Source organism: Clostridioides sp. LIBA-2809 (assembly GCF_056688965.1).
Genome location: NZ_CP197004.1, coordinates 1,231,280 through 1,243,641, shown reverse-complemented (window position 1 = coordinate 1,243,641; position 12,362 = coordinate 1,231,280). Strand labels below are relative to the sequence as shown.

The 12,362-nt window shown below is 31.7% G+C and carries 14 protein-coding genes; all 14 read right to left on the bottom strand.

Going from position 1 to position 12,362, the window contains the following annotated elements; translation table 11 throughout:
- Positions 1-6: 6 nt before the first annotated feature.
- The 14 genes from mreD to ACTG44_RS05925 all read right to left on the bottom strand — a co-directional run bounded on the left by mreD (position 7) and on the right by ACTG44_RS05925 (position 12,201).
- A complete protein-coding gene (gene mreD / locus ACTG44_RS05990; protein ID WP_021383803.1) occupies positions 7-495 on the bottom strand; it encodes a rod shape-determining protein MreD in 489 nt (162 codons plus the stop codon).
- Positions 496-509: 14 nt separating this feature from the next.
- The gene (gene mreC, locus ACTG44_RS05985; protein ID WP_021383899.1) at positions 510-1,403 is read right to left on the bottom strand and encodes a rod shape-determining protein MreC; all 894 of its coding nucleotides are present in this window, start codon (positions 1,401-1,403) and stop codon (positions 510-512) included.
- Between the two features lie 9 nt (positions 1,404-1,412).
- Positions 1,413-2,474: a rod shape-determining protein gene (locus ACTG44_RS05980; RefSeq protein ID WP_044212993.1), complete on the bottom strand. Its 1,062-nt coding sequence runs from the start codon at positions 2,472-2,474 to the stop codon at positions 1,413-1,415.
- Positions 2,475-2,543: 69 nt separating this feature from the next.
- On the bottom strand, positions 2,544-3,203 hold the full coding sequence (gene radC, locus ACTG44_RS05975; RefSeq protein WP_021383866.1) for a RadC family protein: 660 nt from the start codon (positions 3,201-3,203) through the stop codon (positions 2,544-2,546).
- Positions 3,204-3,247: 44 nt separating this feature from the next.
- Positions 3,248-3,832 (bottom strand): Maf family protein, encoded by a 585-nt coding sequence (locus tag ACTG44_RS05970; protein WP_021383880.1) that lies wholly within the window; start codon positions 3,830-3,832, stop codon positions 3,248-3,250.
- A gap of 219 nt (positions 3,833-4,051) precedes the next feature.
- Positions 4,052-5,023 (bottom strand): RnfABCDGE type electron transport complex subunit B, encoded by a 972-nt coding sequence (locus tag ACTG44_RS05965; RefSeq protein ID WP_044213008.1) that lies wholly within the window; start codon positions 5,021-5,023, stop codon positions 4,052-4,054.
- A 15-nt stretch (positions 5,024-5,038) separates the two neighbouring features.
- On the bottom strand, positions 5,039-5,614 hold the full coding sequence (rsxA, locus tag ACTG44_RS05960) for an electron transport complex subunit RsxA (protein ID WP_021383857.1): 576 nt from the start codon (positions 5,612-5,614) through the stop codon (positions 5,039-5,041).
- A gap of 14 nt (positions 5,615-5,628) precedes the next feature.
- The gene (gene rsxE, locus ACTG44_RS05955; protein WP_021383804.1) at positions 5,629-6,222 is read right to left on the bottom strand and encodes an electron transport complex subunit RsxE; all 594 of its coding nucleotides are present in this window, start codon (positions 6,220-6,222) and stop codon (positions 5,629-5,631) included.
- 12 nt (positions 6,223-6,234) lie between these two features.
- A complete protein-coding gene (locus ACTG44_RS05950) occupies positions 6,235-6,804 on the bottom strand; it encodes an RnfABCDGE type electron transport complex subunit G (RefSeq protein ID WP_021383890.1) in 570 nt (189 codons plus the stop codon).
- Complete coding sequence (locus ACTG44_RS05945) at positions 6,804-7,781, bottom strand: RnfABCDGE type electron transport complex subunit D (RefSeq protein WP_021383838.1); 978 nt, start codon at positions 7,779-7,781, stop codon at positions 6,804-6,806. Before ACTG44_RS05945 ends, ACTG44_RS05950 begins: the two co-directional genes overlap by 1 nt.
- Positions 7,782-7,803: 22 nt before the next feature.
- Positions 7,804-9,141, bottom strand: coding sequence for an electron transport complex subunit RsxC (gene rsxC, locus ACTG44_RS05940; RefSeq protein ID WP_021383815.1), 1,338 nt, complete (start codon positions 9,139-9,141; stop codon positions 7,804-7,806).
- Between the two features lie 215 nt (positions 9,142-9,356).
- On the bottom strand, positions 9,357-10,301 hold the full coding sequence (locus tag ACTG44_RS05935; RefSeq protein WP_021383859.1) for a hypothetical protein: 945 nt from the start codon (positions 10,299-10,301) through the stop codon (positions 9,357-9,359).
- Positions 10,302-10,411: 110 nt separating this feature from the next.
- A complete protein-coding gene (locus tag ACTG44_RS05930) occupies positions 10,412-11,707 on the bottom strand; it encodes a Cwl0971 familypeptidoglycan hydrolase (protein WP_479918369.1) in 1,296 nt (431 codons plus the stop codon).
- Positions 11,708-11,829: 122 nt separating this feature from the next.
- Positions 11,830-12,201: a VOC family protein gene (locus tag ACTG44_RS05925; RefSeq protein ID WP_021383811.1), complete on the bottom strand. Its 372-nt coding sequence runs from the start codon at positions 12,199-12,201 to the stop codon at positions 11,830-11,832.
- Between the last annotated feature and the right edge of the window lie 161 nt (positions 12,202-12,362).

The following is a 12,362-nucleotide window of genomic DNA, read 5'->3' as shown; positions in this document are numbered from 1 at the left end:
CACCAACTAATCTTCTTTAAGTTTTAAAACTGCTCTTTTAGATAAGCGATATATTACTAAACCAATTAAACTATTCACTATTGGTGCTACTAGTAGACCTTTTACTAAAAGTGTTGATATGCTATAGCTTTGATAGATTATACTAGATGTACCTATATTGACAATTGAATCAATTAAACTTCCTATAAAAATCAAAACGAAAGTAATAATATAGCTACCTTTATATAGCTGGTCTCTCATGTGTCCGATTGCATACGCAATAACAAACAAAACTAACGCATTTACACCAAAAATTCCACCAACGGTTATGTCTTTAATAAGCCCTATTATAGCAGCTATAATACCACCCTCTAGTTCATCTAAATAAAGAGAGATTATAGTCACATATATAAGAACTAGATTAAAGCTTATGCCAAAAATATCTATATAATTTGTTATACTATTTTCTATAGTCATAAGCACAATTCCTAATAGACAAAGTAAAACTTTTTTCATTGTTTTTATCCCCTTTATCCTATATTTCTTGGTTCTATGACTACAACGTCATCTATATTCTTAAAATCAACATAAGGTTTTACAACTACATATTTTAGCGACTTATCTTTATCATCAACTACTTTTTCAACCTCACCAATTGGTATACCCTCTGGGAAGAATCCAAGACCTGATGTTGTTATTATATCTCCTTGAATTACATTGTATGATGAGTCAAACATATAACCTTGTAAATATCCTTTACTATTATAACTATCCTTATTATCCAAAGTAGTATTTTGAGTAATTGTTCCTTTTGCATTAGCATCCTTTGCTAGTTTAAAACTTACAGATGCCTTAGAATCCAATAGTGAAATTGCCTTGCTATAATTGTTTGAAACTTCATAAACTACACCAACTAATCCACTACCATTCATAACTATACTTTCTTTTTTTACACCCGAACTTTTCCCTGCACCTATAACAAAGCTCTCATACCAGTTTCCATCATTTTTACTGACAACACTTGTAGAAATACTTGTAGCTTTATATTTTTCCTCTACAAAATTAAGCGTCTTTTTTAACTCTTCTAGTGATTCTGTTTTATCTAATTTAGTATTTAAAGTTATCATATCCTTTTTAAGTTTTTCATTTTCTGCTTCTAATTTCTTTACCTTTTTAGAATTCTCTTTAAAACTTGATATATCTTTAAATCCATTTTTGATAAAAGAAAAGCCATTGTTTATTCCTTTTCCAACACTTGTAATAGCATCAGAGGCTACTCCTAAATTTACTGGACTACCACTAGAAAACTTACCGATTGATATACCCACAATTCCAATTAAAGTGATAGCAACTACGCCCGTTGCTATCACTTTAACATTAATCCTTTTTTTCTCATTTTTATTCTTGTCAAATCTCAAGGCCATCACCAACTTCTAATTTTTAGCATTCATCATTAATACTTTTTCAAAGATTTCTTGGTCTTCAACAGATTTTCCTGTTCCAAGTGCAACACAATCAAGAGGTGTTTCTGCTATTTGCACAGACATTCCAGTTTCTTGTGTAATAAGTTTATCAAGACCTCTAAGCAAAGCTCCTCCTCCTGTTAGCATTATTCCGTTTTCCATTATATCTGACGCTAATTCTGGTGGAGTTTTTTCTAGTGTAGATTTTATTGCATCTACTATTGAACTTACAGGTTCTTTTAATGCTTCTCTAACTTCTGTAGAACATATTTCTATTGTCTTAGGTAACCCTGAAATTAAATCTCTACCTCTTATTTGCATGTTTACTTCTTCATCATCTTTAAATGTAGAACCTATACTAATCTTAACATTTTCAGCAGTTCTTTCACCTATCATAAGATTGTACTCTTTTTTTACATAAGCAACTATAGACTCATCAAACTCGTCTCCACCAATTCTTATAGATTTAGCAGTAACGATTCCTCCTAAAGATATTACAGCTATCTCTGAAGTACCTCCACCAATATCAACTACCATATTACCTTCTGGTTCTTCAACTTTTAATCCTGCTCCTATAGCTGCTGCCATTGGCTCTTCTATAAGGAATGCATCTTTAGCTCCTGCTTGTCTTGCAGCTTCTTCTATAGCTCTCTTTTCTACTTCTGTAACTCCAAAAGGAACACATATAGCTATTCTTGGACTTACAACACCTTTTTTGTCAGCTGCTTTTTGTATGAAATAACTAATCATTGATTGAGTTATATCAAAATCAGCTATTACACCATCTTTCATAGGTCTTATAGCTACTATATTTCCTGGTGTTCTACCTATCATTTTTTTAGCTTCTTCACCTACTGCTAAAACTTCCTTACTGTCATCTCTTATTGCGACAACTGATGGTTCTCTAACAACAATACCTTGTCCTTTTATGTAAACTAATGTATTTGCAGTCCCTAAATCTATTCCCATATCCTTTGTCATCTTATTAAAACTAAAAAAACCTTTTTTCTCTTTCTTTTTTTCCTTAGCCATGATTTTACTCCTTCCTACTATTAAGAATCATGTTAAAAACATTCTCCTACTATTTTATCACATATAAAGTCAAATTATCATATTTTCTTTAAAGCTAAAGTATAATCCATCTCCAATAATTATATGGTCAATTATTTCTATTCCAATTATTTCTCCACATTTAACAAGTCTTGATGTGATATTCTTATCTTCACTTGATGGTTCCACACTTCCTGAAGGGTGATTATGCATCACTATTATTTTACTTGCACTTCTTCTTATAGCTTCTTTAAAAACCTCTCTAGGATGGACTAATGACGAGCTTAAAGTCCCCACGGATATATCTACATCAGATATTATCTCATTTTTTGTGTTCAAAAGAACTGCTTTAAAAACCTCTTTTTTTAAATACCTAAGGCTGTCCATATAATATTTATGTATATCCCAAGGATTTTTTATTTTATACTTCATAGGTTTAAAACTGGCTATTCTAGAGCCTAGTTCTAAAGCTGCTTTAATTTGGGTTGATTTTGATAACCCAATTCCATCTATATTACACAGCTCCTCTATTGTCATATCTTCTAAATGTCTAATACCCTGAATATCTCTATTTATTATATAGTTGGCTAACTCAATAGCATTTTTATTTTTGTTACCAGTCCTTAAAAGTATAGCCAACAATTCAGTATTTGATAAGCTTTTTACTCCTTCAGCAAGCATCTTTTCTCTGGGTCTTTCCTCTGGTGCCATTTCTTTTACCTTAATGGTTGAATTAAATGACTTTTTCAGATAAATCACACTCCATAAAAAAGATTTATATTAAAATGTTTTTTTAATAAGTCACCTAACTTTGAAATTGGAAGACCGACTATATTAAAATAATCTCCTTTAATTTCTTCAACTAGCAAAGCTCCATAGCCTTGTATACCATAAGCTCCTGCTTTGTCAAATGACTCTTTAGTTCTCAGATAATCCTCAATATCCTGTTCTGATAACGTTTTAAATTTCACATTGCTGATTACATAGTCAATTACTTTCTTATCTTCGCACAAGTTTATTAAGCTAATACCGGTTATGACTTGATGCTCTCTTCCAGATAGTCTTTTTAGCATATCTCTTGCACAAGACTCATCTTTAGGTTTTCCTAAAATAGCATTGTCTAAAACAACAACTGTATCAGCTCCAATAACAACATCTTCATTATGTTCAGATGCTACAGACATACTTTTTTCAAAAGCCAATCTCATAACTAAATGTTCTGGTGCTTCACTTTCTAATATAATCTCATCAATTTCACTTTTAATTATATCAAATCTTACATTTGTATTCTCTAGAATTTCTTTCCTTCTTGGAGAGGCTGATGCCAAGATTATATTCATTTATTCACCTCGTTTGTACGTAATTTGTACCTATTTAGTCTATCACTATATTGTAAAAAATTCAACAGAAATGTCGAACCTTTTTTGTTACACTATTGTTATATTTATTACCAATAAAATAAATATACATAAAATAGAGGTATGGAAATTATTCCATACCTCTGTTTTATGTACTCATTAGAGATATGGAAATTATTCCATATCCTTATTTTGTCCATATTACAAAATTTTAATAGCTTTCTTTGGACATTTTTCCATACATAAATGGCATCCTACACATTTATCAGCATCTACCTTATGTTTTTCTTTTAATTCTCCTTCTATTGCATCAAACTTACATTGTTTTTTGCATACTGTACATCCAACACAAAGTTCTTGGTCAATAGTAACTTTCTTTTTCTTAGTTATATCACCTGATATTACTTTTGTAGGGCATTTTGCTACACATTCCATACAACCTACACACTTGCTAGAGTCTATCTTAGCTATTTTATTTTCAAATATTATAGCATCAAATTTACAAGCTTTTACACACATTCCACAGCCAATACATCCAGCAGTACATTTTTCTTTAACAGCCTTACCAAACTCTTTACTGTTACACTCTACAACTACTTCTTGACTTTCTGGCTTTGTGATTATTATGCCCTTAGGACAAACTTCTTGACATTTTCCACAATTTACACATTTTTCTTCATCTATTACTGCTACTCCATCAACTATAGATATAGCATCAAATTTACAAGCAGCTTTACATGTTCCAAGACCTAAACATCCAAATTTACACATTTTAGCTCCTGAATTTAAAACATTTGCTGCTCTACAATCTGATATTCCGTCGTACTCATATTTATCTTTTGCACTTGAACAAGTTCCTTTACAAATAACTTTTGCTACTTGCTTTTCACCTGCTTCAGCGCTTACTCCCATTATTTCTCCTACTTTTGCACCAACATCTGCTCCACCTACAGGGCAACCATTAACTGGTGCTTTTCCTTCAACTATTGCACTTGCAAGACCTCCACAACCTGGAAATCCACAACCACCACAGTTAGCTCCTGGAAGTACTCCTAGTATAGCTTCCACTCTTTCGTCTACTTCTACAGCAAACTTTTTAGATGCAAAATCTAGTACTATCCCGAAGATTAAGCCCATAACTCCTAAAACTAATACAGCTGTAAGTATCACTATTTTCACCCCTCTTTTTTATAGCTTTATAAGTCCTGTAAATCCTAAGAAAGCTATTGACATTAAACTTGCTGATATAAGTGTTATAGGGAAACCTTTAAATGCTTCTGGTATATCAGCTAATTCTAGTCTTTCTCTTATACCTGCGAATATTACTATTGCTAAAGTAAATCCAGCTCCGGCACCAAATCCATTTATTATTGTTTCTACTAAGTTATAACTTTTTTGAACATTAACTAGAGCTATACCAAGAACTGCACAGTTTGTAGTTATAAGAGGTAAATAAACTCCTAATGCTTGATATAAAGATGGACTCATCTTTTGAATTACCATTTCAACGAACTGAACTATAGAAGCTATAACCAATATAAAAGCTATTGTTTGTAAAAATCCAGTTCCAGTTTTTACTAATAAAATTTGTATAAAATAAGTTATAATTGAAGCTAAAGTTAAAACGAATGTAACTGCAACTCCCATCCCTACTGCTGTATCAACTTTCTTAGAAACTCCTAAGAAAGGACATATACCTAAGAACTGAGATGTTATAACGTTATTAACAAGAACGATACTTAAAAATAAAAGTATTAAATTCATTTATTACACCTCCACTACGCTTTTTTACTTCTTAATTTATTAAATCCTGCAAATAAGAATCCTAATGTTAAGAATGCACCTGGTGGTAATATGAATATTAATACTGGTTGGAAAGATGCTCCAAATAGTGTCAATCCAAATAAACTACCATTTCCAAGTAATTCTCTTACTGCACCTATTATTGTAAGAGCAACAGTAAATCCAAGACCTTGACCTACACCATCAACAATTGAAGCTAGTGGACCAGTTTTAAAAGCAAAACTCTCTGCACGAGCTAATATTAAACAGTTAACAACTATTAATGGTATATATATACCAAGAGCCTTATCAAGAGCAGGAACATATGCTTTTAAAACCATTCCTACTATTGTAACAAATGTAGCTATAATTACTACAAATATAGGTATTCTTATCTTATCTGGTGTGATTTTTCTTAGTAATGATATAACTAAATTTGCACATATTAAAACTGCTGCTGTTGAAAGACCCATACCGATTCCATTTATTGCTGAAGTTGTAACGGCTAGTGTTGGACACATACCTATAACTTGCACAAATGTTGGGTTCTCATCTATTAGCCCATTTTTAAATACTTTAGCTAAATTCATAATTAACCCTCCTTATTTATTAAGAGCACTATTGAAAACATCTATAGCCGCATTTACTCCTGTAGTAACTGCTGTAGACGTAATAGTTGCACCTGATATTGCTAGTATTTGATTGTCTGCTGTTGCACTACCTTTTGCTACTTCAAGAGGCTCAGCAGTTTTGCCTTTATATTGACCTTTAAATGCATCATCTTTAGCTTTTGCTCCAAGTCCTGCTGTCTCTGTCATATTACCAATATCAACACCTGTAACTTGACCTTCAGATGATATACCTACCATAACTTCAATTTCTCCACCATAACCACTTGGCTTAGCTTTTAAAGTATATCCCACTACTTCAGAACCATCAAGACCTTCATATACCTCAGCTATAAGTCCATCTCCAAGGTTTTTATAAGTACTTTCTTCCATTTCTTTGAACTCTTTTGCTTCTGGAAGTACTGCTTTTCTAAGTTCATTATTTGCTTGTATATTTCTTTGTTCTATTACTGGAGCTGTAACTTGATTTGTAGCCCCAAGTGCTAATGCGGCTATAGCACTTATAGCAAGTAAAGTCCCACCTAGTCTTACAATACTATTCATTATTTAGCCACCTCCCCAAACACTCTATTTCTAACAAACTTATCTATAAGTGGAGCAAGACAGTTTACTAGTAGTATTGAGTAAGATACACCTTCTGGATATCCACCATACATTCTTATAACTGTTGTTATAAGACCAGCTAATACAGCGTATATTATTTGACCTTTTTTAGTCATAGGCGAAGTTGTATAATCCGTAAGCATGAAGAATCCACCTAACATAAGACCTCCAGCAAACAGCTGATATATTGCGAAATTTATATTAAATCCACCTAAAAGGAATGTTAATATAAATACAGTTGCTATGTAAAATACTGGTATAATATAATTTATTATGCCTTTATACATTAGGTATACTCCACCTAATAATAATAATATTGCTGATGTTTCACCTATACATCCACCAATATTACCAATCATCATATCAGCGAGACTGATTCCATTACTAGAAAGGTCTGCTAATCCTGCTGCTCCATTTTTCAAAAAGCTCAATGGAGTTGCTGTACTAACTGCATCTAAGTTTTTACCTATCCAGTTAACACCTGGCTGAGTCCAAGCAGTCATCGCAACTGGGAATGATGCTAATAAAAATGCTCTTGCAGCAAGTGCTGGATTGACAAAGTTACATCCAATTCCACCAAATACCATTTTAACTACTAATATTGCAAATATTCCTCCTACTAGACACATCCACCAAGGAAGTGATGCAGGTACGTTAAATGCTAATAATAATCCTGTTACAACAGCTGAAAAATCTCCTATAGTACTTTTTTGCTTCATAAATTTTTGATATAAAAATTCAGTACCTACTGTACCAAGTATACAAAAAAACATAGCACTCAAAGCATTAAGTCTAAAGAAGTATACTCCTGCTACTGCTGCTGGAAGGAGTGCTATAATAACTTGTTTCATTATATATGAAGTATCTTCATTACTTCTCACATGAGGAGAAGATGATACTATCAACTTATTTTCCATCGTTTTTCCCCCTTAACTTTCTTTATTTCTGAGCAGCTTGCTTTCTTCTCTTTGCTCCTATTTCTCTCTTTGCTGATCTTATAGATTGAAGTAATGGTCTTCTTGCTGGACAAATAAATGAACAAGACCCACATTCGATACAATCCATTGCTCTATGATATTCAGCTGTGTCATAATCATCTCTTAAAGAATATGCACTTATGTAAAGTGGTTGTAAGAATGATGGACATACATCTGTACATCTTCCACATCTTAAACAGTTTTGAATATCTGGAGTACGTGATTCTTCCTCATCCAAACATAAAATCCCTGAAGAACCTTTATTAGTTGCTATCTCAGTAGTATATTGAGCCATACCCATCATAGGTCCACCCATTATAACTTTACCAACCTTCTTACCTTCTTTAAATCCACCACATTGTTCTATTATTTCTGAAACTAATGTTCCAACTTTTGTTATTAGGTTTTTAGGTTCTTTGATACAACTACCTGTTATTGTAGTGATTCTTTCTACCAAAGGCATACCTGTTTTAATAGATTTAGCTATTTGAGCTGCTGTGGCAACGTTGTCAACAACTGCACCTGCTGCTATTGGTAATCCACCAGATGGAACTTCTTTACCTGTACACGCATAAATAAGTTGTTTTTCTGCTCCTTGTGGATATTTCACTTGAAGACCAACAACTTCGATTTCACTATAATCTTTAGCTACATTTTGAATTGCTTCTATAGCATCTGGTTTATTTGTTTCAATTCCTATAAATCCTTTTTTAACATCTAATACCTTCATTAATGCTCTTAAACCAAATACAACATCTTCTGGATTTTCAATCATTAATCTGTGGTCTGCAGTTAAGTATGGCTCACACTCTGCTCCATTTAATATAACTACTTCTGCTTTACTATCTGGTGGAGGAGATACTTTTACATGGTTAGGGAATGTAGCTCCACCCATACCTACTATTCCTGCCTCTTTTATAATACCTACTATATCTTCTTTACTCAAATCCTCTAACTGACCTTTTGGTTGAACACTTTCATGTAATTCTTCCTTAAAGTCGTTTTCGATAACTACACATTGAGCCGAACCACCTGGTACTTCATGTTGTTCAATAGCAATAACTTTTCCTGATACTGAAGAATGAACGTTGCATGACACGAAACCTTGTTGTTCACCTATTTTTTGCCCAAACTTTACTTCATCACCAACTTCAACAATAGGTTTAGCTGGTGCCCCTATATGTTGCTGAAGAGGAATGTAAACTATCTTTGGAGCTTGAGCTTTTTCAAGTGCCTTTGTGTTAGAGTACTCTTTTCTATATGGAGGATGTATCCCTCCCTTAAAAGTTAAGAGTTTCATTGTTTTACCCCCTTATCTATAAAAAAACATTTTTTCTGCCTTCTATAAGTATACTATATATATTAAAAAATCTTAACAATTGTTAAAAAAATATCCCTATTTTTATAATTTATTTTATAAATCAATCTCTTTATATTAAGTCAAAACGAGGAAAAGGATTGCTTAATTAAACAATCCTTTTCATATAGCTTTCTAAAGTCCAAATTTTCTGTATTTTATTTTATAGAATTTATAAACAAAGAGTACTCTTGCATAGATGATAAAAGTAGACTTTTACTCACACTATATTTTTCTTCATTTGCTGCTTTTGAAGCTGTATCAATTTTTTCATTTACATTCTTTACATAATCAATTAAATTATCTTTAAATAAACGCATTTCAGAATAGTCAATCTTTTCAGCTTCTTTTGATATATTTTGTGATATTGCCTTTCTATTTGTCAAAATAGTATTATATTTTTTCATATCCACATTATTTTCATCATTTGACCAAAAACTTGATTCTTCTTTAAAGTTTGTTATTAATTTATTTAATTCTTTGGATATACTCTCTATATAAGCGTAATTACTTGTATATTCTAAAGATAACATTGGTGCATCCAAGTGTGATAAAAATGCATCTGGAAATACCTTTCTTACACTGCTTATGTGTTTTCTAACTTCGTTTTCGTCAAACGAAGAATATGTCTGTATTTTTTTTACTCCATCCTTCTCCATAACTGAAAAAGGTATATCGCTACTAACTAATGATGTCTGTATTTTTTTCAAGTCATCATTATTATCTATTGCAGCAACTTGAATAGTATACATATCCCATCCTTCTATAGTAGCTAATTTCACTTCTTCTGCTTCTTTAGTATTATTTACTGCTTTTTCTGGATTAGTTTCTTCTTTATCTTCTGGACTGGTTTCTGATTTAGATTTTTTTCCGTTTTTTATTGAATTTAATTCATCAGATATATCTTTATAAGTTATATCTGATGAATGATTTAGAAATGGTATTTTAGCTGATACATATTCAAGTACCTTGCTATCTTTTATTTTTGTATAAGAATAATAGCCAATTAAACATAAACAGGCAATGGTTATAACATACTTACGTAAATCAATTTTATGTCTATTATTATTAAATCCTCTGTATATCGTTTTTCTTCTATTCATTAGTTTGTCCCTCCCAAAATTATATTATTAATAAAGTATATTTTTAAGAGTCACAATTTATGAATAGAAATGATTATTTATTCTAATTTTTTAATAAGAAATTGTATTTGTTAAGCAAGTCTTCTTGCTCCAAGTAATGCTTTAGACCAATATGAACTAGTTAAATTATCCACTTTAACCTTATTAGGATTGGTCTGAGTACCACTACAATGGATAAATTTACTATTACCTACATATATGCCTACATGATTAGTTGCTCCATCTCCATCAGTGTCAAAATAAACCAAATCTCCTGGTGCATAATTTCCCATAGAAACTGCGCTTCCAGATTTGGCTTGCTCTCTGGAAACTCTAGGAATAGAAACACCTACAGAGTTTTTGAAAACATACTGTGTGAATCCAGAGCAGTCAAATTTATTAGGGCCTGATGCACCCCACTGATATGGAATTCCAATAAGAGTATATGCAAAGTCTACAATTGTTGAGCCTTTTGCTGTAGATTTATCTGAATTTCCAGTAAATGATGAATTAGAATTACTGTTGGATTGAGAATTCTGATTAGATGATGAACTAGAATTGTCTTTTGTTCCTTCATTAGTCTCAGAAATATAACTAGCACTTACCCATCCAGTTGTACCATTTGATAACTTTACTTTATACCATCCACTACTCTTAGCCTTTAATTCAACAATATCTCCACCATTTAATTTTCCTATTATAGAATAACTTGTCCCAGGTCCACTTCTCACATTTAAACTTACAGTAGAGGTTACCTTACCGTTTTTTCCCTCAATAGACTCTTCACTAGATGGTTTTTTATCAGAATTATTAGTATTACTTGAATTGGAATTATTTGAATTAGAATTATTTGTCCCAACATCTTCTGACGTTTTTGAGATATATTGGCTACTAGCCCATCCAGTAACACCATTTGATAGTTTTATTTTGTACCATCCATTACTTTGTTCTAATAACTTTACTACATCTCCATTATTTGCCTTACCAACTAATGAATAGTTAGTACCTGCACCACTTCTTATATTCAGTCTTGAACTCACATTTACCTTACCATTTCCACTTATAGTTGTCCCACTTGAAGTCGAATTACTTTGGTTTGATGTACTTTCAGATGAACCACTAGTTGATATGTATTTTGCACTTCCCCATCCAACAACAGAACTTGATACCCTTACTTTATACCAACCATTAGATTTTTCTAAAATCTCTACAGTTTTTCCTTTGTATAATTTTGCTACTTTATCACAATCAGCGCTTGGCCCACTTCTTATATTCAAAGCACTTGCCGTTACTACTCCTTTTTCAAGAGCACTTGCATTTATGGAACTAACAGATACTGCTACCGCTCCAATTCCTAAAGCTGCTATAGCTTTCTTCACTACCATCACTCCCCCCAACAAATTTTTATAAACATAAATTCATAACATTATTATCCATTTTTAGTACCTATAATTTAATGATAACTTATTATATTATTAATTGTAAAGAAATTATAAATATTTACTTAAAATTAATAATTTTTAGGAAGTATTTCAATCCAATAATTATCTGGGTCTGCTATGAAATAAATTCCCATATTTTCGTTTTCGAAACATATACAGTCCAAATCTTTATGAAGTTTTTTTGCCTCATCAAACTCATCAACTTCCAAAGCTAAGTGGAATTCATTATCTCCTAAATTATATGGTCCATCCCAATCTCTAAGCCAAGTTAATTCTAATGTATGACTAGTAATGCCATCCCCCAAATAAACTAATATAAAACTACCATCTTCTGCTTCTTTACGCTTTACTTCTTTCAGTCCCAAAGCTTTATTATAAAAATTCAAACTTTTTTCCAGGTCAGTAACATTGAAATTGTTATGGCAAAAATTAAACTTCATTTTGAAATCACCCTCCAATTTTTATTTTTTTTATATTATATCATTATTATAAATTTATTTAAATCACATTAAGTTAAAAATTTGAATAATGCTGTGTAATTCCTAAATAGTAGTAAATTATTTAAGGTAATATGTCAAAAAAAGAATAAGTTCTATCAAAT

What these genes read in the sequence shown, in the direction of transcription:
- radC (WP_021383866.1), bottom strand. Translation starts at nt 3,203, where the DNA reads ATGGCACCAGAGGAAAGACCCAGAGAAAAGATGCTTGCTGAAGGAGTA.
- mreC (WP_021383899.1), bottom strand. Translation starts at nt 1,403, where the DNA reads ATGGCCTTGAGATTTGACAAGAATAAAAATGAGAAAAAAAGGATTAAT.
- ACTG44_RS05980 (WP_044212993.1), bottom strand. Translation starts at nt 2,474, where the DNA reads ATGGCTAAGGAAAAAAAGAAAGAGAAAAAAGGTTTTTTTAGTTTTAAT.
- rsxE (WP_021383804.1), bottom strand. Translation starts at nt 6,222, where the DNA reads ATGAATTTAGCTAAAGTATTTAAAAATGGGCTAATAGATGAGAACCCA.
- rsxC (WP_021383815.1), bottom strand. Translation starts at nt 9,141, where the DNA reads ATGAAACTCTTAACTTTTAAGGGAGGGATACATCCTCCATATAGAAAA.
- ACTG44_RS05950 (WP_021383890.1), bottom strand. Translation starts at nt 6,804, where the DNA reads ATGAATAGTATTGTAAGACTAGGTGGGACTTTACTTGCTATAAGTGCT.
- ACTG44_RS05945 (WP_021383838.1), bottom strand. Translation starts at nt 7,781, where the DNA reads ATGGAAAATAAGTTGATAGTATCATCTTCTCCTCATGTGAGAAGTAAT.
- ACTG44_RS05935 (WP_021383859.1), bottom strand. Translation starts at nt 10,301, where the DNA reads ATGAATAGAAGAAAAACGATATACAGAGGATTTAATAATAATAGACAT.
- ACTG44_RS05925 (WP_021383811.1), bottom strand. Translation starts at nt 12,201, where the DNA reads ATGAAGTTTAATTTTTGCCATAACAATTTCAATGTTACTGACCTGGAA.
- rsxA (WP_021383857.1), bottom strand. Translation starts at nt 5,614, where the DNA reads ATGAATTTAATACTTTTATTTTTAAGTATCGTTCTTGTTAATAACGTT.
- ACTG44_RS05970 (WP_021383880.1), bottom strand. Translation starts at nt 3,832, where the DNA reads ATGAATATAATCTTGGCATCAGCCTCTCCAAGAAGGAAAGAAATTCTA.
- mreD (WP_021383803.1), bottom strand. Translation starts at nt 495, where the DNA reads ATGAAAAAAGTTTTACTTTGTCTATTAGGAATTGTGCTTATGACTATA.